Source organism: Nakamurella aerolata (assembly GCF_013002705.1).
GTDB lineage: Bacteria > Actinomycetota > Actinomycetes > Mycobacteriales > Nakamurellaceae > Nakamurella > Nakamurella aerolata.
Genome location: NZ_JABEND010000016.1, coordinates 27,987 through 49,530, shown reverse-complemented (window position 1 = coordinate 49,530; position 21,544 = coordinate 27,987). Strand labels below are relative to the sequence as shown.

General features: G+C 69.6%; 20 protein-coding genes. 10 read left to right on the top strand and 10 right to left on the bottom strand.

Annotation, left to right across the window (positions count from 1 at the left end):
- Nucleotides 1–721 precede the first annotated feature (721 nt).
- Nucleotides 722–1,420 carry an EcsC family protein gene (locus HKD39_RS18345; RefSeq protein ID WP_171201321.1) on the top strand — a complete coding sequence of 233 codons (699 nt, stop codon included), beginning with the start codon at nucleotides 722–724 and terminating at the stop codon, nucleotides 1,418–1,420.
- A 466-nt stretch (nucleotides 1,421–1,886) separates the two neighbouring features.
- On the opposite strand, the gene HKD39_RS18340 is transcribed toward HKD39_RS18345, so the two are convergent.
- From HKD39_RS18340 to HKD39_RS18330, 3 genes are read right to left on the bottom strand one after another with little or no spacing between them, the layout of a single operon-like run.
- Entirely contained in the window at nucleotides 1,887–2,084 is a 198-nt protein-coding gene (locus HKD39_RS18340; RefSeq protein ID WP_212754751.1) for a KTSC domain-containing protein, read from the bottom strand.
- A gap of 11 nt (nucleotides 2,085–2,095) precedes the next feature.
- Entirely contained in the window at nucleotides 2,096–2,611 is a 516-nt protein-coding gene (locus HKD39_RS18335; RefSeq protein ID WP_212754750.1) for a cupin domain-containing protein, read from the bottom strand.
- Nucleotides 2,608–5,061, bottom strand: a complete 2,454-nt coding sequence (locus tag HKD39_RS18330) for a HelD family protein (protein ID WP_212754749.1) — start codon at nucleotides 5,059–5,061, stop codon at nucleotides 2,608–2,610. The genes HKD39_RS18335 and HKD39_RS18330 overlap by 4 nt, the downstream gene beginning before the upstream one ends.
- 489 nt (nucleotides 5,062–5,550) lie before the next feature.
- Here HKD39_RS18330 and HKD39_RS18325 point away from each other — a divergent pair, with 489 nt between their 5' ends.
- Genes HKD39_RS18325 through HKD39_RS18315 form a run of 3 tightly spaced genes read left to right on the top strand, consistent with a single transcriptional unit; the run spans nucleotide 5,551 to nucleotide 9,841 of the window.
- Nucleotides 5,551–7,632, top strand: coding sequence for an HSP90 family protein (locus HKD39_RS18325; protein WP_171201318.1), 2,082 nt, complete (start codon nucleotides 5,551–5,553; stop codon nucleotides 7,630–7,632).
- Between the two features lie 13 nt (nucleotides 7,633–7,645).
- Nucleotides 7,646–8,677: a hypothetical protein gene (locus tag HKD39_RS18320; protein ID WP_171201317.1), complete on the top strand. Its 1,032-nt coding sequence runs from the start codon at nucleotides 7,646–7,648 to the stop codon at nucleotides 8,675–8,677.
- A 57-nt stretch (nucleotides 8,678–8,734) separates the two neighbouring features.
- On the top strand, nucleotides 8,735–9,841 hold the full coding sequence (locus HKD39_RS18315) for a hypothetical protein (protein ID WP_171201316.1): 1,107 nt from the start codon (nucleotides 8,735–8,737) through the stop codon (nucleotides 9,839–9,841).
- Between the two features lie 52 nt (nucleotides 9,842–9,893).
- On the opposite strand, the gene HKD39_RS18310 is transcribed toward HKD39_RS18315, so the two are convergent.
- On the bottom strand, nucleotides 9,894–10,607 hold the full coding sequence (locus tag HKD39_RS18310; RefSeq protein ID WP_212754748.1) for an HAD family hydrolase: 714 nt from the start codon (nucleotides 10,605–10,607) through the stop codon (nucleotides 9,894–9,896).
- Nucleotides 10,608–10,881: 274 nt separating this feature from the next.
- Here HKD39_RS18310 and HKD39_RS18305 point away from each other — a divergent pair, with 274 nt between their 5' ends.
- Both HKD39_RS18305 and HKD39_RS18300 read left to right on the top strand, forming a co-directional pair.
- Nucleotides 10,882–11,088: a hypothetical protein gene (locus HKD39_RS18305; protein ID WP_171201326.1), complete on the top strand. Its 207-nt coding sequence runs from the start codon at nucleotides 10,882–10,884 to the stop codon at nucleotides 11,086–11,088.
- A 34-nt stretch (nucleotides 11,089–11,122) separates the two neighbouring features.
- Nucleotides 11,123–11,584, top strand: a complete 462-nt coding sequence (locus tag HKD39_RS18300) for a PPOX class F420-dependent oxidoreductase (RefSeq protein WP_171201314.1) — start codon at nucleotides 11,123–11,125, stop codon at nucleotides 11,582–11,584.
- Between the two features lie 176 nt (nucleotides 11,585–11,760).
- On the opposite strand, the gene HKD39_RS18295 is transcribed toward HKD39_RS18300, so the two are convergent.
- Entirely contained in the window at nucleotides 11,761–12,687 is a 927-nt protein-coding gene (locus tag HKD39_RS18295; RefSeq protein ID WP_171201313.1) for an AEC family transporter, read from the bottom strand.
- A gap of 70 nt (nucleotides 12,688–12,757) precedes the next feature.
- Here HKD39_RS18295 and HKD39_RS18290 point away from each other — a divergent pair, with 70 nt between their 5' ends.
- The 4 genes from HKD39_RS18290 to HKD39_RS18275 all read left to right on the top strand — a co-directional run bounded on the left by HKD39_RS18290 (nucleotide 12,758) and on the right by HKD39_RS18275 (nucleotide 16,588).
- Nucleotides 12,758–13,474 carry an AzlC family ABC transporter permease gene (locus HKD39_RS18290; protein ID WP_171201312.1) on the top strand — a complete coding sequence of 239 codons (717 nt, stop codon included), beginning with the start codon at nucleotides 12,758–12,760 and terminating at the stop codon, nucleotides 13,472–13,474.
- Nucleotides 13,471–13,782, top strand: coding sequence for an AzlD domain-containing protein (locus HKD39_RS18285; RefSeq protein ID WP_171201311.1), 312 nt, complete (start codon nucleotides 13,471–13,473; stop codon nucleotides 13,780–13,782). Before HKD39_RS18290 ends, HKD39_RS18285 begins: the two co-directional genes overlap by 4 nt.
- Nucleotides 13,783–13,941: 159 nt before the next feature.
- A complete protein-coding gene (locus HKD39_RS18280; RefSeq protein WP_171201310.1) occupies nucleotides 13,942–15,129 on the top strand; it encodes a flippase-like domain-containing protein in 1,188 nt (395 codons plus the stop codon).
- 64 nt (nucleotides 15,130–15,193) lie between these two features.
- Nucleotides 15,194–16,588 (top strand): MFS transporter, encoded by a 1,395-nt coding sequence (locus tag HKD39_RS18275; RefSeq protein WP_171201309.1) that lies wholly within the window; start codon nucleotides 15,194–15,196, stop codon nucleotides 16,586–16,588.
- On the opposite strand, the gene HKD39_RS18270 is transcribed toward HKD39_RS18275, so the two are convergent.
- From HKD39_RS18270 to HKD39_RS18250, 5 genes are all read right to left on the bottom strand, one after another.
- Nucleotides 16,585–17,157 (bottom strand): gluconokinase, encoded by a 573-nt coding sequence (locus HKD39_RS18270; protein ID WP_171201308.1) that lies wholly within the window; start codon nucleotides 17,155–17,157, stop codon nucleotides 16,585–16,587. The two genes, HKD39_RS18275 and HKD39_RS18270, sit on opposite strands and share 4 nt — an antisense overlap.
- A gap of 104 nt (nucleotides 17,158–17,261) precedes the next feature.
- Nucleotides 17,262–19,028 carry a hypothetical protein gene (locus tag HKD39_RS18265; protein WP_171201307.1) on the bottom strand — a complete coding sequence of 589 codons (1,767 nt, stop codon included), beginning with the start codon at nucleotides 19,026–19,028 and terminating at the stop codon, nucleotides 17,262–17,264.
- Nucleotides 19,025–19,672, bottom strand: a complete 648-nt coding sequence (locus HKD39_RS18260) for an RNA polymerase sigma factor (RefSeq protein WP_212754746.1) — start codon at nucleotides 19,670–19,672, stop codon at nucleotides 19,025–19,027. The genes HKD39_RS18265 and HKD39_RS18260 overlap by 4 nt, the downstream gene beginning before the upstream one ends.
- A 106-nt stretch (nucleotides 19,673–19,778) precedes the next feature.
- Complete coding sequence (locus HKD39_RS18255; protein WP_171201306.1) at nucleotides 19,779–20,138, bottom strand: class F sortase; 360 nt, start codon at nucleotides 20,136–20,138, stop codon at nucleotides 19,779–19,781.
- A 260-nt stretch (nucleotides 20,139–20,398) separates the two neighbouring features.
- Nucleotides 20,399–20,896, bottom strand: coding sequence for an FBP domain-containing protein (locus tag HKD39_RS18250; RefSeq protein WP_171201305.1), 498 nt, complete (start codon nucleotides 20,894–20,896; stop codon nucleotides 20,399–20,401).
- Nucleotides 20,897–21,544 lie beyond the last annotated feature (648 nt).

The window sequence follows — 21,544 nt, the reverse complement described above, 5'->3', positions numbered from 1 at the left end:
TCGGCACGGCGGGCGCCAGTGCCGGCACTCGCGGATGCAGCGGCGCCGGGGTCGGCCGTATCGACATCGCTCGCGGCGCTACCACGAGGCGATGGAGCGGTGCCTGTGGCGCCGGTCGAGGGCCCGGGCACCGTAGGCGACCCACCCCGCGCGGCGACCAAAGCCGCCGTCAGCGGGCGGGATTCCAGATGCGCAACCAAACCCGACCCCGGCTCCAGCACCCCCAACGCCGTACGCCACCGTTGGAACACCGCATGCGACACCCCCGCAGCACCAACCTGAACTGGCTTCCGGTTGAGCATCAACATCACCCCCTTGTGACACACTCAGACTACGTGTTCTAGTACGCATGTTCGATCCACCAATCGGATGAAACCGGCAGTGCCCGCCTTGTCGCAGCGACAACCGTCTCCATCGCGAACCCAAAAGCTCGCGCGGCGGGTACTTGCCGCCCCAGCGGCGGCGGTCGAACGCGGCAGCAACCGGACGGCAGACCCTGCAGACGTCTTCGCCGCCGGCAACTGACCCAGTACTCAATACAGAGCTGCCGACCGAAGTCATGTTGGCGGCGTCCCACGTCTGAACCAGACCGCGAGTTAGTGCAGTGACAGGAGCCACGCCGCAGCAGAAAGGTGTCGGTCCGGATGGTAGAAGCGGCTCCCAGCTGGGTACCGTGCCAGCGAACGACGACGAACTACCGCAGGCAGGCACGGGAGGAACAGTGAGATTGACGAACGTCGCGGGCAAGGCGCTCGGCGCGCTCGGTCGAAAGGTCGCACCGGCGCAGGCGTCCGGCTTCGTCCGGGCGGTGCTGGAACGCGCGATCGACGGCTTCGGCCCGCTGCCGGGCGCCGCGAAGTCAGCGGAAAAAGCGTTGGCGGCCAACAATGGTGACACCGAAGCCGCCATCCGCGACCTCATCGATTCGCACACCAAGATGGCCGGCGCGCAGGGCTTCGCCACCAACATCGGCGGCCTGGTGACGGCAGCGGCGACCATCCCGGCCAACATCGCCGGATTGGCGCTGGTGCAGTGCCACCTCGTCGCCGCAATCGCCTACTTGCGTGGATATGACCTGCACGACCCCAATGTCCGGAACGCCGTTCTTGCCTGCATGCTGGGCAAATCGTCGGTGCGGCAACTGGTTGGCGACCGGCGGCTGCCCGCCACCCCACTCGGCATCGCGACCGCAGCCAGCCACGACCCCGCCGTCGACGAGCAGATCGCCCAGACCATCACGGCCGAGCTCATCGCTGGGGTCGGCGGGAAACGACTGGCGACATTCGTCGGCAAACGGATTCCGCTGGTCGGCGGTGCGGTCGGCGGCGCCACCGACGGGTACGGCACCTGGCAGATCGGTCGTTACGCAGCCAAAGAACTCAAACCGCACCCGCCGAAACAGTTCATCAGCGGCGGCTGAGCACCACACCGCGTCAGCAGCGGCACCCGACAACACCTACCCAGCAGCAGTTGCGGCCGAGAACCTGCTAACGCCAGCTGCGGCTGCGGCCGAGAACTCCGGCCCAGCTGCAGCGGCAGCGGCCGCGCTGGCGCGCCGCCGGGCCGCACCCCCCGGGTGCGCCCAGGACGCGGGCCCGACGCGCCTGCTCGCTGGACACAGCAAACGCTCGACACAGCAAGCGCCCGACACAGCAAGCGCCCGACACAGCAAACGCCCGACACCGCAACTTGATACAGCGAACGGTCAAAGCGCAACGGCCAACACGGCTGAAGCACTCGACACGGCCGGCCAGCCCCGCCCGCGTCCGGCCGTCCAGCCCCCACGGACGGCCGGCAAATCCGCAGCCCGCCGACCACCCGACCCCCAGAAACCCAGAAACCCGGAAAACCCGAACTCCGAACCCAGACCCAACAGCGCGAGCCGGCTACTCCCCGTCCTGCCAGGCGTAGTGCGGCTTGATGTGCTCGTTGACGAACCGACCGACGCTGTCGGATTCCATCAACGTCTGATGCACCGACGCGGGGACGGCGAAGTAGACGTAAACGTCGCCGCCGATGTATTCGATCTCCAACTGATTGGTCGCGGCATCGAAGCCGATCGATGCGATCGCGTGTGACTGCACCGGTTTTCGCCTCATCGGGTGAGCTCCGCGATCCGCGCTGCCGCCGCGGGATATCTGGCAGTCAGGTCGGCGCGGTCGGCCAATGTGAACTGCTCGTCGGTGTACGGCGGCGCCATGGTGGTACCCACCAGCGACCACTCGCCGGTACTGGACGCGCCCTGCCAACTGCCCGCCGGCACCACCAGCTGCGGTCGCTGCCCGGCAAGCAGATCGGTGCCGAGCACCGGCTCGTCGACAGACCCGTCCGGATGCAACACCAGCAGCCGGGCAGGCGCTCCGGAGTAGAAGTGGTACACCTCAGGGGCCTGCAACCGATGCAGCGCCGAGATTTCACCGGCCGTCAGCAGGTAGTAGATGGCCGACGAGGTGCCGTCGAAAAAGCTGCGCCGGAACCACCCGCCCTCCACCGGGAGTGGTTGCAGCGCAAGCAGATCCCGCACCTGGTCGGCCGACAGCCGCACCTGGTCGGCCGACAGCCCAGCCGCGGCCGACAGCCCCGCCACGGCCGGTACCGGCTGCTGGTTCACCGCCGGTCCAGCAGGTCGTCCAGCTGCAGCGGCAGCGCACGGTGGTGCACGATGCCAAGCCGTTGCGTGGCCCGGGTCAGCGCCACGTACAGATCGCCCCAACCTCGTTTGGACTGCTGCACCATGGTCGCCGGCTCGACCAGCACAACGGCATCGAACTCAAGACCCTTGGCCTGCCGCACGGTGAGCACGCTGACCCGATGGTGCGGCCCGGCGTCGGTACCGGCCCCGGGGACGGCGGCCTGCACGGCAGCGAGCACGTCGGCGCCGAGCTCGTCGGGGACCAGCACGGCCAGCTGTCCCTCGTCGTGCTCGGCCAGCTCGGCAGCGGCGGCGCGACCGGCAGCGGCACCAAGCTCGGCAGCATCCACGCGTTGCGCCCATGGCCTGGAACCGGTGCGGCGCACCGACTCCGGCGGGCTCAGCTCAGGAACGATCTTGGCAAGAACCCTGGCAGCGACATCCATGATCTCGCCCGGCGTCCGGTAGTTGACGGTCAGCTCGGCCAACCGCCACCGATCGCCGACGAAACCGCGCAGCGCCTTACCCCAGGCCGTCGCACCCGCGGGATCCGAAGTCTGGGCGATATCGCCCACCAGCGTCATCGACTTGGCCGGAACGCGGCGCATCACCATCCGCCACGCCATGGCGGAAAGTTCTTGCGCCTCATCGACAATCACGTGCCCATAGGTCCACTCCCGGTCGGCAGCCGCGCGGTCGGCGGTGGACAGATCGAACGGATTGTCCTCATGCAGCTCCGCGAGGTCCTCCGCCGACAACATCCCAACGGTGAACCCGATACCGGAATCCTCCTGCCCAGCGGCGGCAGAATCCAAGGCGTCCAACGATTCCTGCGCGAACTGCAGATCCTCACGACGCCGGGCCCGGCGTTGGGCTGCGGCCCGGTCGGCCGCCCCCAGTTCCCCGAGCAGCTCGGCCGCCTCGTCCAGCAGCGGTACGTCCGGAACCGTCCACGGCGAACCAGCCGGCCGCAGCAGCGCATCGCGTTGGGCCGCCGACAGCGTCGGTGCGGCAAACGCCAGCCGGCGCGGATCGCTGAACAGCTCACCGATCACCCGCTGTGGGGTGAGCGCGGGCCAGAGGGCGGCGAGCGCGCCCATTACGTCAGGGTCCTGGGCGAGGTCGGTCCTGATGCCGTCGAGATCCGGCGGTTGCTGCTCCGCCTCCGGCGCCTGCTTGACGCCGGGGCGACCCGCCACCTGCTGCGCGAGTCCGTCGAGTACCGCTTTGACGAACACCGCCCTCGCCCTGTTGTGCGGCAACCGCGACCCCCAGGCGCGCCGCTGCGCCTTGGCCAGCAGCGACGGTTCCAACCGAAGGGTGCCTCTGTCGTACTCGATCAGCTTGGTACGCCGCGGCATCGCCTGCAGAGCCAACACGGCGTTCTCCACCACCCCGGCCATCATCGCCCTGCCCTTGAGCTCTGCGGCCCGTGGTGTGTCGGGGTCGGTGGCCTCGACGCCCGGGTACAGGCTGCCGATGGTGGCCAGCACCACGCTGGACTCACCGAGCGAGGGCAGCACCTGCCCGATGTACTCCAAGAACGTGCGGTTGGGGCCTAGCACCAACACTCCGTGCCCACCCAGCCGCTCCCGGTGGGTGTACAGCAGATAGGCGGCACGGTGAAGCGCCACAACGGTTTTGCCGGTGCCCGGACCGCCCTGCACCACCAGCACCCCGGACCGGTCGGCCCTGATGATCTTGTCCTGCTCGGACTGGATGGTGGCGATGATGTCTTGCATCCGGCCGGTTCGCGGCGCGTTGAGCGCTTCCAGCAGCGCGCTGTTACCGGCGGCGCCGAGGTCGTCGTGCCCCCCGCCCGCCGGCTGTGCGTCCGGGTCGCCCTGCAGGTACTCGTCGGCGACGCCGGTCACCTGCCGCCGCCTTGTCTGCAGATGCCGGCGCCGGATGACGCCCTGCGGCTCCAGTGCGGTCGCGGTGTAAAAGGGCGCGGACGCGGGGGCCCGCCAGTCGATGAGAATCTGGCGGCGGGCCGCCGTGCCGTCGGTCAGACCCATCCGGCCGATGTGGATGGTGGCCTCGGCGGAGTGCTCGTCGATGACGCGCTGAGCGTCCGCCTCGTCGGCCGGGCTCGGTGCGGACTCCGGCGCCGACGCCGAGCCGCTGCCGGCGCTGCCACCGGCGCCCGGCCCGAAGGCCGCCAGCGCTGCCGGATCGCGGTCGAGCCGGCCGAAACACAGCTTGTCTTCCGCGGCATTGAGCGCCGCCAACTCCTGAGAGTACCTGTGCTGCAAGGCATCCCGATTGAATCGTCCGGCCGGGGTGCCGTCGGAGGAGAAGCGGGCGTCCTCCCGGCGCTGCAGCGCCTCACGGCGCATCTGTTCCAGTCGGGTGTACATCGCATCGAGCGCAACTTGCTCGGTCCGCATCACCGGATCGGCGCCGGTGTCGTGCCCGGGCTGGTCCACCGCCGGTGCGGCAGTCGGGTTGCTGGACCCGGCAGTGTCGCTCGACTCGGCGGGCTGGCGCGATTCGGCGGGCTGGCGCGATTCGGCGGGCTGGCGCGATTCAGTGGGCTGGCGCGATTCAGTGGGCTGGCGCGATTCAGTGGGTTGGCGAGACCCACCGGGTTGGTTGGAATCAGCGGACGGGTGGGAGTCGACCTGTCGGGTCATCGCGCTCCTGAATGCCGGTGCGAGCAAAGCGTTGCCGAAGTGCTGGCCACAAAGGCGAGCGCTCAACGCTACCGCATGCGCGTGGGGCGCAGCTGCCGAAGCAGCGGCGACAGCACCGATGGGGAGTCCTCACCGATCTGACCGGAACAACGCGCCGGCACACCCGGCTTCCTTACGATGAGACTCCAGCCGCAGCAGGCAACGCGTGCGCCACCGTGGCGAACGCGTGCCGCGGCGGCGCACGACTGAGTCGAGACGGGTTCTTGAGGGGGAACAGCGGGGATGGATCAGCGCGCCGTGCCGGAGCCGACGGGCCGCGAGCAGTTCCAGGTCGATCTGCGCGGGATCGTCGAGATCCTGTCGAAACACCTGTATTCCAGCGAACAGGTGTTCGTCCGGGAGCTGATCCAGAACGCCGTCGATGCGCTGACCGCAAGGGCCAACCTCGGTCAGCGGTACCAGGGCCGGATCGACATCTACGCCGACGCCCCCGGCAACCCCAACGCCGGCACCGGCACCAATACCGGCACCGGCACCAACACCGGTGCTGACACCCGCGGCGGCGAGCGGACCGCCACCGGCGGCACCGTCCGGATCGTCGACAACGGCGTCGGGCTGACCGCCGACGACATGCGCACCATGCTCGCCACCATCGGTGCCTCGTCCAAGCGCGACATTCTCGAGCAGACCAGGGGCAGCTTTCTGGGCCAGTTCGGCATCGGCCTGCTGTCGTGTTTCCTGGTGGCCGACGAGATCGTGGTCCGGTCCCGCTCGGCGCGCACGGCCGATGCGCCCACGGTGCAGTGGGTCGGCTCCGCGGACGGCACCTACCGGATCTTTCCCGCGGAACACCCGCTCGCCGAACCCGGAACCGAGGTGACGGTGACGGCCCGCCCGGACGCCGCCCGCTGGGTGACGCCGCGCCGGCTGCGGGAGTCGGTGATCGGATACGCCCGCTACGTGCCGGCGCCGATCCGCGTCTTCACCCCCGGCGGTCCTGCCGGCGGTGAACCGGTGGCCTGGGCGGCGCCTCCGTGGCGGCTGGATTTCGTGGCGGCCGGTCAGGTGTGCCAGCGCGACTTCGGTTTCCGCCCGATCAACCGGATACCGCTCAGCGTGCCGGCTCTTGGCATCGAGGGGGTCGGCTTCGTGATGGACGGTTGGGCAAGGCCCGACATCAGGGCCGGCGACCGGGTGTACCTGCACGGCATGCTGGTGTCCGACTCGAACACCCAGTTGGTGCCGGACAGCGCGTTCTTCGTCAGGGCCGAGCTGGAGGCCGGCGCGCTGAGCCCGACGGCGTCGCGAGAAGCCTTGCAGGACAACGACCTCCTCGCCGACGCCCGCCGGGAACTCGACCGGCAGATCACCGAGTGGCTGATGCGGCTGTCGGCGGAACGACCCGCCGAGTTCGCGCAGATCGCCGACCTGCACACGAACGGCATCAAGGCCATCGCCGAACATCACAGCGGCCTGCTCGACGTGGTGTTCCGCACCTTCGAGTTCGAGACCAACGACGGCGCGATGCCGCTCGCCGAGGTGGCCGAGCGCGCCGGGGAGCTGGTGTACGTCAGCAGCGTCGACGTCTTCCGTTCGGTGGCCGGCCTGGCCGCCGCCCAGGGCGGTGTGTTGCTGATCAACGCCGGTTACGCCAACGACGTTGCGCTGTTGGCAGCGGCGGCGCAGCAGTACGAGCTGCCGCTGCAGGAGTTCAAGGCCGACGCTCTCGGTGCCACGTTCTCCGCCCCACCCGCGGCCGCCGGCGCAGCGGTCGGCCGGCTGGAAGCCATGGGGCGCAGCGCGTTGGCGGATATGACGCCTGGCCAACCTGGCCCGCAGGTGCGGGTGGCGACCTTCTTCCCACCGGACGTGCCCGCTGTACTGCTCGGCGCCGAGAACTCGTCGTCGGGCGCCGGCGACGGCATCTGGGGCGAGCTCTTCACCACCATGCAAGACCCGGCACCGGTGCCGGAACTGGTGGTGAACTTCCAGAACCCTGCCGTGGAAGAACTGCTGCGGCTCAGTTCGGGCACCGGCCCCGCCGCCGGGACGGACGGGCCGGTCGCCCACGGCATTCGGATGCTCTTCGTCGCCGCCCAGCTGGCTGCCGGACGCCGACTGGACCGCGGCGCCTCCGATGTGCTCACCGAGGCACTCACCGCGCTGTTGCACCAGCAGCGCGCCGCTCGCGGCAGCTCACAGCCGCCCGCCGGGCCCACCGGGCCACCGCCGCCCGCCGCTTCCAGCCCGCCCAGCCCTACCGGCCCGGCCAGCCCTACCGGCCCACCCAGCCCTTCCGGCCGCACCGGCCCTAGCGGGCCGACAGCTGGACACCGACCCGAACACCCGAATACGACGTCATGATGGAGCACCCCCGATGAATCAGTACGTTGTCGAACAGCTGCTGCGGTTCGAGTCGATGGAATCCAGCGAGTCCAAAGGCGCTCTGCTGCAACAGTTCCAGCGAGAAGCCGAGGCATCCGGCGATCCGGTACTGGTGGTCTGCGTCCAGCTCGAGCTGTTCGTGAACTGGTACAACCTCGGACGCTGGGAAACCGCGGCTCCGTACCTGGCACAGCTGATCGGCGGCTACCAGCGCCACCGCGAGCACCTTCCCGACTTCGCCATCGAGCAGACGATGACGGCGGTCAGCCAAGCCGGGAACGTGCTGCCGACGACGGACCGGTTGTCCGCGGCGCAGATCGATACCGCACTGGCCGAGGTGGATCGCATGGTGCGCGGCGCCGGCCTGGATCAACAGGAGCTGCTGGCCGGTCGGATCAATTGGGAGATGCAACGAGGCCGGCTGAACGCCGCGGCCGATTTGCTGCAGCGGTGGTACCAGGGCGCCGACCTCACCGACCCCTACGACGCCTACGCCGCCGCCCGCTTCCTTTTCCACCAGCGGGAGTTCGCCGCCGCGGTGCGCACCATGGACCAGGTGCCGTCCCCCGCGGTGCGCGAAGCGGAACTCACCTTGGAGTACGCCGGCCTCGCCGCCTGGAATCTGTTGTTCCTCGGCCAGTTCGACGACGCCCGCCGCCAGCTGCAAGCGATCGTGGACGCCACCTCGGGCGGCGGATCGAAGTCGACAGACGCCATCGCCTTCGGCGAAGCCGGTGCCGTGCTGGCCGTCCTCGGTGACCCCGAGGCGGCGGCCGGGTGTGCGCTCGAAGCCTCGCTGATACTGGACGTATCGGAAATGGATGCGCTTGACCGGCAAGCGGCCGAGGCCGGGATCGCTCGGGGTCTGCGCGACTCGCCTGATCGAGTCGGGCAGAGCGGCGTCGCCGCCGCGAGTGCGCTGGCCATCGCCGACGGCTTCGACCGGCGCAACGACTCGAGCTACCAGACCTGGCTGGTGCGGCGGACTCTCGATCTGCCTCCGGCCTACGCCGGAGTTCGCTAACCTGGCGCGGCACCCGAAACCTGGGCCGGTACCTCGAAACGGAAAATGGGAGACAGCGTGCGATTTCCGATCGGCAAGCGAACTCGACCTCGGCGTCGGCTCTGTCCGGCCGCCGCGTTCGCTGCGGTCACGCTGATCGCGACCGCCTGCAGCAACGACACCGCGGGTGCCCCACAGACGCCGGAGACCCCGGCGGCCGTCACCGAAGCGCTGGCCGTTGTGCCAAGCGACGTGACCCAGTTCTGGTTCACCGATGCTGGCGCCATGCGACGGGACGCCGGGTTGTCCGATGTCACCGGTAAAGACGTGGCAGACAAGAAGGCCCTGGCGAAGTACATCCAGTTCACCTCGGCCAACGGACTGAGCACCGAGCTGGACACCGTCTCGCCGCTGATGATGGAACCGTTGGGATTCAACGCCTTCGACGTGCAGTGGCAGGTGCAACTGTTGCAGCGCGGCAAGTCCGAGGGCATCTCCACCGCCATTCTGAAGATGCGGGATGACCTCGATCTCGCCGGCGTCAAAGACAAGCTGGTCGCCGTCGGCCTGAAGCCGGCCGCCGCACCTGCCGGGTCTCCGGCCGGAACCGTCCGACTCAACGCCGACCTCAACAACCCCAAACTCTCAGCGAGCCGAGTGGGTTCGGTGCTGATCAGGGGCGTCACCCTTTTCCCCGAGCAGCACCTGCTGGTGCTGGGGCGTGCCAGCATCCCCGCCGCGGGGGACAAGGCCAAGCCGGCACCGTCGGCGGAGCTTATTGCCGGGCTGCCCAGCCTCAGCCTGGTCGTCAGTAGCAGCGACGCCTGCGTCGGCCCGACGACCGGAAACAAGGCAACACCGGCGCAGCGGAGTCAGCGGGCCGAGAAGTTCAAGGGACTCAAGCCGATCACCGCTGCCGCGATCGGTATCGGCTCCGCCACCGAGGCTCAGATCCGCGTCCGTTATCCCAACGCCGCAGACGCCGAAGCCGACCTCAAGGCCCGTACCACGCTGATGAAGAACCCGAGCGAGGTCAGCCAGGAGCCGCTGGCCGACGTCTTCACCGGGACCGCGGCGGCCAGCGGCGACACCATCACCTACCGCCTCACCGGCGAACGCGCCGCCGGGTTCGTCACCACCGCGGTGCTGCGGCAGACCGACACCTTCTGGGCCTGGTGCCCGTGATCAGCCTTCGCCGCAGAGCAGGCCGGTACACCCGCGGCAGCGCCCGGCAGGCTTAGAACAACCGGGCCAGCTCCGCGAAACCGCCGAGGGTCAGCACGCCGTCGTCGGCATCGTCCAACTCGGCGTGCTCCAAGACCCAGGTGCCGGCGTTGGGCAGGAACACCGCACGCAACCCGGCCGCACGCGCCGGCAGGATGTCCGACTTCGGCGAGTTGCCGATCATCCAGCTCGACGAAACATCCAGTGCCTGAGCGGAAATGACGTCACGGTAGGCCTGCGGGTGCTTCTCCGGAACGATGTGGATGGAGCTGAAGCTGGGCGCCAGGCCGGACGCGTCGATCTTGGCCTGTTGCTCGGCGGTGACGCCCTTGGTCATCAGCTTGAGATCGTGCCGGGTGCCGAGCTCGGCGAGGGTGTCGGCCACCCCGGCATACAGCTCGGCGCGGTGTTCCAGCACGGCCCCGGCCATCCGCTCGACGTCGGCCTGCTCGGTGTCGGTGAGCCCACGTTGGTGCAGGCGACGGAACACCTCGTGCAGGTTGCGCAGGAAAGCCGCGCTGCCGTAACCGTTCTCGCCAGCGGCGGCGGCGCGCTCGACGTCGTCGATGATGCCGCGCAACGACGAGCGGTCCAGCGTCGGGTGCGCCAGCCAGTCGAGAAAATCGCCGATCGCCCGCTCGAAGTAGGCGTTGTTCTCCCAGAGCGTGTCGTCGGCGTCGAAGATCAGGGTCTGACCGGGTGCGAACCGGCCGGTGGTGGTCGACACGGCAGGCAGCCTACGACTCGGGTGCGACCGTGGGAAAAGCAGCGGGAAAGACACCTGAAAAGGCGTGGGGAAACCACCGGGGAACACAGCGGGAAGCGCCTCGGGAAGCAGAGCTGAGATATTCGCTTCCGGTGCGGTACGTCCGGCGCTACCGTGCCCGGTCATGGGCGGTCGACCGACGGGATTCAGCTTCCAGGTGCGCGGTGGTGGCGACACCTCCGGCGGTAGCGGCGCCGGCGGTAGCAACGGTGCCGGCCGCGCCGCCAACGCCGAGGTGGAGGTGACGATCGAGCATCACGGCCGCCCGGCCGGCAGGCTGCGCGGGTGGAAGGCCGCGGAGTTTCTCGACTCGGTGTCCGACGGCGGTGACGAGCCGGCCGACCAGGAGCTGATGGCCCGGCTCACCGGCAACTACCGCCGCGGGAACGAGCGGCAGGCCAGGGAGCATCCACGCAATAGGGACCAGCACCGCAGACGCTGACCCGCGCACCGCGTTTCGATGGCATTCTCGGGTAATGGCACGAACCATCGCGACCGCCCGCACCCCCGACCAGGCCGAGCTGCTGGAGTTCATCCGGCCCCGACATCACGTTGTGCTGACCACCTTTCGGGCCGACGGCTCACTGCAGAGCTCACCGGTGACGGCCGGCGTCGATGGCCAGGGGCGGGTGGTGATCTCGTCGTACCCGGAACGGGCCAAGAGCCGCAACATCCGCCGCACCCCGCGCGCCAGCGTGCTGGTGCTGTCGGACGATTTCGGCGGCGCCTACGTGCAGCTGGACGGGCCGGCCGAGGTGCTGGATCTGCCGGAAGCCCTCGACCCGCTGGTGGAGTACTTCCGCAGCATCTCGGGCGAGCACCCGGACTGGGACGAGTACCGGCAGGCGATGACAGACCAGGGCAAGTGCCTGCTCCGCATCACGCCGGAGCGCTGGGGCCCGATCGCCACCGGCGGATTCCCGCCCCGGCTGGCCTGACCCCGGCTCGGCTCACTCCCCGGCTGGCCCGACGCCCGGCTGGCCTCACGCCCCGGCAGTGCCCCGACGACGCCCCGGCCGGCCCGAGGCCGCCCGCCCACCGGCGACCCGGCACCGGGTGCCCAACGACAACGCCCACCGGCAACGTCCACCGGCAGCCCATCCACCGCCGACGCTCACCCGTGCACCAGCGCCACAATCGCTATCAGCACAGGGACAGCGGCGACGGTGGTGGCCAGCACCGCGTCCCTGGCGAGTGGAACGGCGGTGCGGTAACGCACCGCGTAAACGAACACGTTCTGCGCCGTCGGCAGCGCGGCGCACAGGGTGGCGGCCAGCAGCGGCTCGCCGTGCATGCCGAAGATGAAGCGCGCCACCAGGTATGCCGTCGCCGGCAGCACCAGCATTTTCATCACCATGATCGCGCCGAGCGCCGCCCTGCCCACCTGCTTGCCGGGGATGGGCGCGCCGTGCAGCGACATGCCGTAGGCGATCAGCGCGCCCGGAACGGCGAGTCCGGCGATCAGGTTGATGGGCTGGGCGACCACCTCGGGCAGCTGCCAGCCGGACAGTGCCAGCCCAACCCCCAGCAGCGAAGCGACCACGATCGGGTTGCGGACCGGTTGCAGCAGAACGCGTTTGAGCGAGGGCGACTGCCCGGTCTCGGCAAGGTCAAGCATCACGAACGCGATCGGCGCCAGCACGATCAGCTGGTACATCATCACCGGGGCGACGTACGTCGCGGTGCCGAACAGATAGCTGGTCAACGGAATGCCGAGGTTCCCGGCGTTGACGTAACAGCTGGCCACCGCGCCGATGGTGGACTCCCCCGCCGTGGCGCGGAACCACCAGCGGGACAGCGCGAAGTAGCCGAGCCCGCCCACCGCGGTGGCGATGGCCGTCACCCCGAGCGCGGCCGAGAACACCTCGCCCACCGGCGCTTTCGACAACGTCTGCATCAGCAGCGCCGGCGTCGCGACAAAGAACACCAGCCGGGCCAGGATCTCTTGGGTGTTCTCCGGCAGCACCCGGAATCGGGCCAGCAGGAAGCCGACGGCGATCACCACCGCCAGCACCGCAAGACCCTGCACGATCGACAACACCCGGCGAGGGTAGCGAGCGTCGGCACCCGCGGTTTGACCGCTCCGACAGCGGTGCAGCAGGGTGGGCGGTATGTCTTTGCTGGCGCTGGCCCGCAGCAGCCCGGCGGTACGCGCCGGGCTGTCGATCGCCGTCGCCACCGGCGCCTACGGCATCTCGTTCGGCGCGCTGGCCGTCACCGCGGGGTTGACGGTGTGGCAGACCTGCGCGCTCAGCCTGCTGATGTTCACCGGTGGATCGCAGTTCGCGTTCGTCGGGGTGATCGCCGCGGGCGGTTCACCGGCCTCCGCGTTCGGTGCAGCGACTCTGCTCGGCATCCGCAACGGCGTGTACGGCATGCAGGTGTCCGCACTGGCGCGGCCGCGCGGCTGGCGGCGGCCGCTGGCCGCCTTGCTCACCATCGACGAATCGACCGCGACCATGCTGGCGCAACACGACCCGGCCGAGCGCCGGCGGGGCTTCTGGACAGCTGGGCTCGGCGTGTATCTGGGTTGGAATGCGATGACGGCCGTCGGTGCGCTGGCCGGCAACGCGTTCGGCGATCCGAAGGCCCTCGGGTTGGACGGTGCCGCGGTGGCGGCCTTCGTCGCCCTGCTCTGGCCTCGGCTGACCGGGCGGGAGCCGTGGGCGATCGCGGTGGTCTGCGCGCTGGTGACCACCATCGCCGTTCCGCTGGTGCCGAGCGGGGTGCCGATCTTGATCGCGGCCGTCGTCGCCGGTCTTTTCGGTCTGCTCGGCCCGGCACCGGCCGCCGGCGCAACCCGGAGTGTGGACGAGGCCGCCCGATGAGCCTGTGGTGGTGGATCCTTGGCGCCTGCGGTGCCGCCTACGCGATCAAGCTCAGCGGGTTCGCGGTGCCGGCTTGGATCCTGGAACACCCTCGGGTGGCCAGGATCGCCGCCTGCATGACGGTCGGTCTGCTCGCCTCGCTGGTGGTGGTGAACACGGTGGCCGACGGGCAGCGCCTTGCGCTGGACGCCCGGTTGCTGGCGCTGGCCGCCGCGGTGGTGGCGCTGATGTTGCGGGCACCGTTCATCGTGGTGGTGCTGGTCGGTGCGGTGGCCGCCGCGGTCGGCCGGCTGGTCGGGCTGGCCTGAGCCTCCGATCGGGTGCTTGCCCCGAGTGGGCCCGCCTGGTCCGGAGCGGAAGTACCAGCCGAGTTGCGCGGTTGTGGTTGACATGACGTTTCAGCGCCGCGCCGGAACGGTACCGACGGCCGGTACGAGCAGGCAAAATGGGGCCGTGAGGTCGAGCAGGTGAGTACCGCGGCATCGCCGGGTGCGCAGACCCAGCGCGAGCAGGTGCCGGTTCGCGGGCACCTGTGGCCGACCGCGCTCAAACTGCTGGCGTTGGTGGTGATCGCCGTGGTGGTGGTCGCGGTGCTGCGCACCAAGTTCCCCAACCCCGCCGAGTTCTGGAATGCGTTGCGGCAGGCGCAGTGGGGCTGGGTGATCGCGGCGTTCGCCCTCGAAGGCGCGTCCATCGGCATGATGGTCCGGCAGCAGGGCCGACTGCTGCGCGCGTTCGGGGTGCGGGTGTCGCTGGGCCGCATCGGCCTCATCACCTACTCGTCCACCGCAATCACCATGTCGGTGCCAGGCGGCGGCGCGGTCAGCGCCGGGTACACCTACCGCAAGTTCCGCACCAGCGGCGCCAACGCCGCGACGGCCACCTCGGTGATGGTGCTGTCCGGCGTGCTGTCGGTGCTGGCGCTGACCCTGCTGTATCTGGTCGGCCTGCTGATCGCCAGCTGGACCCAGTTGGTGGCGTTGGGTCGCGAGCATCCGTTGGTCACCACGCTGATCGGACTCGGCGTGCTGGCCCTTATCGTCGGCGCCATCAAGCTGCTGGGTCGGCGGCGCAGAAGCCCCATGCAGCCCAGCGCCCCGACGCCAAGGCTGGACGCGCTCGAGCGCAAACACCCCAAGCTCGGCGCGGCCGGACGTCAAGCGCTGCAGACCTTTTACTCCGCGGGAGCGGTGCGACCGGCGGACTGGAACATTGCGCTCGGTCAGTCGCTGCTCAACTGGCTACTCGACGCCGCCAGCCTCTACGCCGCCACCAGGGCGTTCGCGCTGGACATCGATCTGTGGAAGTTGGCGCTGCTCTACCTCGGTATTCAGATCGTCCGGCAGATCCCGGTGAGCCCCGGCGGCATCGGCCTCATCGAGGCGTCGCTGCTGGTCGGGCTGGTCTCCGCCGGAGCCGCGCAAGGCCCGGCCGCAGCGGCGATCGTTGTGTACCGGCTGTTCTCCTGCTGGCTGCTGATCCCGATCGGGTTCGCCACCATGGGCGCCCTTGAGCTGATCGACCGCAGGCGGGACAGACACGGCAAGCGCGGCAAGCACAACCAGCAGCCGTACCAGCGTCCCGGCACCACCGAGCGTCCTGGCACCGACGGCACCGACGGCAGCAACGACAGGGCCGGAACCGCCGCACCCTGACGGCGGCGGCGAACCTGGGGAGCGTTCACCGATTGGACGCCTCGCCGCTCTAGGCTCATCCGCTATGGGAGTCGACGCAGGTCAGCCCGTTGCCGCCGAGCCGCAGGCACCGCCCCGCGCCCAGGTGTGGGCCTGGGGGCTGTGGGATTGGGGCTCGGCCGCGTTCAACGCCGTCATCATCACGTTCATCTTCTCGGTGTACGTCACCAGCGTGGACGCGGTGGGCGGCAACGTCTCTCGTCCTGGCACCTGGTACGCGTGGTCGCTGGCATTGGCCGGCTTGTTCATTGCGCTGCTCGCGCCGGTGACGGGGCAGCGGGCGGACGCCGGTGGGCACCGCAAGCGCAGCCTCGGCATCTGGACCTATCTGGTGGTCGCGATCATGTTCGCGCTGTTCCTGGTGCGGGACGACGGCGCCGGCTACTTCTGGTTGGCGCTGGCGCTGTTGGGCGCCGCGTCGGTGTTCGCCTCGTTCGCCGAGGTGTCGTACTTCGCGATGCTGCGGCAGGTGTCGACGCCGGCGACGGTCGGCCGAGTCTCCGGATTCGGTTGGGCCATGGGCTATTTCGGCGGCATCGTGCTGCTGGTGATCAGCTACTTCGGCTTCATCGCCGGGGAAGACGGCTCAGCCACCAAGGGTTTCCTCGGCATCAGCGCCGAGGCGGGCCTCAACGTCCGGTTGGTGGCGGTACTGGCCGCGGCCTGGTTCGCGATCTTCGCGCTGCCGGTGCTGCTGAAGGTGCCGGAGGTGCCGCGGCAGGCGGCGGGCAGACGGGTCGGCTTCTTCGCCAGCTACCGGGTGCTCTTCAAAGACCTGGCCGGGCTGTGGCGCACCGACCGCAACGCCGTCTACTTCCTGCTCGCCAGCGCGCTGTTCCGGGACGGACTGGCTGCGATCTTCACCCTCGGCGCGGTGCTGGCGAACACGGTCTACGGCATCTCGACGGCCGACGTGCTGATCTTCGGCATCGCCGCGAACGTGGTGTCGGCGGTGGGTGCCCTTGTCGGTGGCCGGCTGGACGACAAGATCGGCGCGAAGGGCGTCATCGTGGTCTCGCTGATCGGGCTGGTGGTGACCGCGCTGGTGCTGCTGATGGTGTCTGGTCAGCTGATGTTCTGGATCTTCGGGCTGATCCTGGTGCTGTTCGTCGGGCCGGCGCAGTCGGCCGCACGCACCTACCTGACCAGGATCGCGGCGGTCGGACGCGAGGGACAGATGTTCGGCCTGTACACCACAACGGGACGTGCGGTGTCGTTTCTCGCGCCCGGCCTGTTCGCGCTGTTCTCCGGCGTCTTCGGCAACGATCGCTGGGGCATCATCGGGATCGTCTTGGTGCTGGGTGCCGGGCTGGCCGCCATGGTGCCGGTGGCGCAGGCCGTCGACAAGTCGACGGCGCCGGCGGGTGCCTCGGCGGGCACCGCGGGGAAGTCGGGCGATGCCAGCGGGGCGGCCGGCTAGTCGAGAATCCCCTTGTCCCGCAACGCTTTCAGGGTGCGGTCGGCTTCTTCTTGCGGGGTGCCACCGAGCTCGACGGTGATCACGTCGGCCTCGTCGTCGGGGATCTCAAGGGTGTCGAACTGGGACTGCAGCAGCGACGGCGGCATGTAGTGGCCCTTGCGCTTGGCCAGCCGGTCGGCGATCAGCTCCTGGCTGCCGTGCAGGAAGACGAACCACACCCCCGGCCCGCGCAGCTTGTCCCGGTACACCTTGCGCAGCGCCGAGCAGGTGATGATGCCGGAGCCGCCCTTGGCCTGTTCGCCCTTGATCCACTCGGCGATCCGTTCCAGCCACGGCCAGCGGTCCTCGTCGGTGAGTGGATGCCCGGCCCGCATCTTCTCCACGTTGGCCGCCGGGTGCAGGCTGTCGCCCTCCTCGAACTCCCAGTCGAGTTCGTCAACCAGGGTCTTGGCGACCGTGGTCTTGCCCGAACCCGACACCCCCATCATCACCAGCACTGTCGGCTGGGACGGCCGGTGCGGCGCGGGCTCCCCTGACGTTTCGGTGGGCTGCTCGGCGTCGTCGCTCATGCGTTCCACCCTGCCATGCGGGCCGGCGTGAGGCTCGCTGGTGCCGGCGGCGGCCGGCTGCTCGCGCCGGTCACCCATCGCACCGGCCACACCAGTTCATCGGGTCACTTGACCGTCACGATGACGTCGCAGCGCTGGTCGGAGGTGATCGCAGTCCCGGCCGCCGGGCGTTGTGCGGTGACGCGCCGTTTCAGGTCGGCGCTTGCGGCGCCGGAGTTCAGAGTGTCGCCCAGCACTCGCTCGTCGGCCTTCGCGCGCGGCCGACCGTCGCACACGGTCGGCACAGCGGTTCCGTCATCGGGGAACACCAGCTGGCGCGCCTGGTCGACGGTCTTGCCGACCAGGTCCGGCAGCTTCATCGTCGGCTGCGGCAAGAGCTTGTTCACCAGCGCGGTGTAGCCGGCGGAGACCGGCGCCTGCACCATCCCGTTGGTGGCGCCGCACCCCGGCTTGACGTACACGCTGACGGTTGGGCCCTGCTGGTACTGGAACACCAGGGTGATCGGAAGTTCGAACGGTTCGTAAATGCGGTCGGCGCAGACCAGGCCGGCGGGGTTCGCCGGCGCTCGCTTGCCGGCGTTCAGCGGAGCAGCGAGCCGCGCAATGGCGTCGGCATTGCGGCTGCTGGCCCGCGGTCCGCCGGGACCGCAGAGCGCCACAGCGGTGGCGCCGGCCGGAACCACGGCGCGGTCCGTCCCGAATCGACCGGAAGCCAGATCGCACGGTGTCAGCGGTGTTGGTGACGGTGCCGATTCGTCCGCGACAGTGGTGCCCGGCTGTCCCGATGCTGTTGCTGACGCCTCCGCGGACCCGCTCGCTTGCACCGGTTCAGCGGCCGACTGGGCTGCCTCCGACGGCAATGCCAGACCCGACATCGGCGTGGCGTAGGGCGCATCCGGTGCTGCCGGCGAGTCCGGCGTGCTGGAGTACAGCATCTCGAGAACCGTTGCTGGCAGCCCACTACGGGAGGTGTTGACACCGTTGGTGGTCAGCACCTCCCCGGCCGGGCGCGATGCCTCGGACACCCAGACGGTGCCCTGCGGGTACCGCAGTCCGATGAGACCGACCGTCACCCCGTCGCCCTCGTTGCTGGCAAGGGCCGGTGGCTTGTCGTCCTTGCCGGTCACCGGCATCCACCACAGTGCCTCACCGAGTTTCGCGAGGTCCATCGTCACCGGAACGGTCGCGGCAACGGCACCTGTGGCTTTGCCGTTCGGGAATCGGTAGACGCAGCCGACGGCGGCCATCGGGCTGCCCGCTGGCACCATCCGGTCTCCGGTGTCGACGGTGGGCGGGTGCGGCACCAACACGGCCTTGTCGGTGGGCTTCGGCGCGTCAACCGCGGACGGGCACTGCAGGTCGGCGTTCGGCGCGACGGGCCCGGACCGGCTCACCGGAAGCGTTGTCGGCGCCTGGTTCTCGGCCCCGGTGCCGGCTGCTGGGCGCCCGCTGCTCGACGCCGCGACAGCCCCGCCGGAGTTCGCGCTGTCCGGCCGTGCGTGCTGAGACAGCGGTACCGCGATGGCGACCACCGCGGCCGCGACCGCAGCGGCAGCGGCGACGGGCAGCCAGCGCCGCGCCGTCGCGGTCGAGCGGTTGGCCGGTGAGATCTTGCGCACCGGTTGCCTCGCAACGGATTGCGGTGTCGATCCCGGGTGGCCGACAGCATTGGCGGCGGCCCCTGGCGCGGCATCGGGGTGATCAGCGGCGGCCCGCCCGATGAAGGCAGCGAGATCGCGGTCGGCCCGCGGTGCGGCCGCCGCGGCATCGGCGCGCAGCCGCTGATGGATCGACAGCTGATCCGGGGTGAGGCCGGCGGCCAGGTCGGCGGCGCGGTCGTCCGGCTGGTCCGGGGTGTGGCGGTTGGTCATGAGGTCTCTCCCAGGAGGTCACGCAGTGCGGCTCGGGCCGCCCACAGCGTCGACTTGACGGTGCCGACCGAGCAGCTCATGGCAGCGGCCGCGTCGGCGAGTGAAAGATCGAGGTAGTAGAACAGCGCGATCGCGGTGCGTTGCCGGTCCGGCAGCGCACCGACCGCGCTGCGCAGATCAAGGTCGGCCGATGCGGTCGGGGCGGCGGCGTCGTTGCCGTCGGCCGGCTCGGCGGCCGGGATCAGCCGCCAGGTGCGCCTGGTCGCCTTCGCCGACTGGTCGGCCACGATCGCCAGCAACCAGGAGCGCGGCGCGCCGCGGGCCGGGTCGAAATCGGCGCGGCGCTGCCACGCCCGAGTGACAGCCTCCTGCAGCACATCTTCGGCGTCGCGCGGCGGACCCATCCGTTCGGCCAGCCGCTGCATAGCAGCCCAATGCGGTGCGAGCCACGCCTGGAAGTCGGCCGGGCTGGCGTCCTGCAGCGGTGAGCTCGACGCACCGGCACACCCGACGGTGCCGGTGCGCGAGACGTTGTCGGTGCCGGGATCACCGTCGGCCCCGGCGTTCTGGTCGTTCGTCATCACGGTGCTGGCCGCCTTCGTGGCGCGTGCGCCTGCCTGATCCGGCGCCGCCGGAGTAGCCATCGGCTTGGTCATACTCGTACTACCCGGGCGAACCTGTGAAAGGTTCAGCGCCGCCGTGGCCACCGTGCCTCAGTGGACGCTTCATTGGACGCTGCCCCGCGCGGCGTCATGCTGTCAGCGGGATGGCCTCCGCGATCACGTTTGACGCATACGACGGTCCGCGATCGGTCTCGAGGAGCTCGCCGCCACATGTCACCATGGCGAGGCGGCGGGGTCCCGAGACCGGGAAACCAGGCAGGTCGTCCTTGTCGCGAACCTGCAGGCTCACCGTTGTCCATCGTGACGCGTTGCCCGATCCGTCGGTGACGATGACGAGCGCACCAGGAGCGATGGTGCTCAACGGATACAACGCGCCCCGCGTGGAGTCGTAGTTGACGTGGCCGGCCAGCAGGGTGGTGCCAGCAGCAGCCGACACGGCCGGGCTGCCGCTGTACCAGGCAACGGTCTGCGGGTCGCCAGGAATCACCAGCGCACCGGCCTGAGCTGGGTACTGACGGGCGGCTACTTCACGGGAACAGCAGACCTGCGCACGCCCGCGGTGGACGGAGTGAGGTGATCTTGCAGCGTTCGACCACACAGAGTCCACTCCCTGAGGGCCAGAAAGCATCGAACCGTTATCCAATGGCCGAATCTTGTGGTCCGATCTGGTGGTCGGAATCTGGTGGTCCGAATCTTGTGGCCTGCCGCAGCGTCCGATGGATCCGATCCGATCCAATCAGCTCTGACCTACGTGCCCTTGCCGTCGCGGATGTTGCGCGCGAACGCGGTGAGGTTCTCGCGGAGCCGCTCGATCCGGTCCTGCCTGGCCCGCTCGGGGTCGAGGCCGCGGAGCGAAGCGGGCGGCACCGCGCGCACGTTGACCGAGCACTGGAAGGCGTCGCACACCAAGGTGCCGACGGTGCCGCCGTTGCGGCCGGCCGCGCCGGATCGTCTGGCACTGAAGAAGGTGACGTCGTTGGGCAGGGTGACGTCGTTGCACCAGACGCACTGGGTGCGGCCACGGGTTGGCTGCTCGGAGCGACGCACCATCACGCCGACCAGATCATCGCCGAGCGGTATCACCACATAGCCGACCAATGGCAGCTTCGCGTCCCGACAACCGTAGAAATCCCTTTCTTGCCAAGGGGTTTCGGAGAAGTCGTCGGGAAAGGTCAGCTGCTTGCGTTCGCGCAGGGTGGTGTTGACGAAGGACGCGAGCACGTCCTTCTGAGTGAGGGCATGCATGTCAGGATTCGATTCTGTGTGGGCGGCGCAGCGGCGCGCCAGGGTGGGCGGAATGCGGGTGGGTAGCGCTTCTCGTCCGGATCGCCGGGACCTCTCCGTGCGGAATCGCGTCTGTGCGGAATCGCGGCGAGCACAACGCTTTCCGCACATCACAACCGTTTCAGCGTGCTGGACGGGTTGTGATGTACCGGAACGGTTGTGATGGCGGGGTGGGGAAGTCCGGTGGGGACCGTCCGACGCCGATCAGCGCTCCTGACGAGGTTGCTGGCGAGTACCGGCGGGTGGGTAGCGCACAGTCAGGCCCGGCAGGCGGAGTGGTCACGCCGGCGCCGGGCCCAGGACGGCTGGCTAGCTGCCGGCGCGCATCGCGCCGACACCCTCCTCACGCCCGCGCAGCCGCGCGGCGCCTCGATCAGTGCTCACCCGGACGACTTTAGCCCCGCGCGCAACCCGCTTCCGAACAGAAGGTACGGCGGGAGATCCCGACCGCCTCGGGCCGTCCGGCAGTCCGGCGACCGCTGGTCAGCCGGAGCAATGCGGGCCAGCCGGAGCAATGCGTGCCCAGCCGAAGCAATGCGGGCCCAGCCGAAGCAATGCGGGCCAGCCGCCCGGCGATCCATGCCGAGGGGGCGTCACAGCGCACGTCGT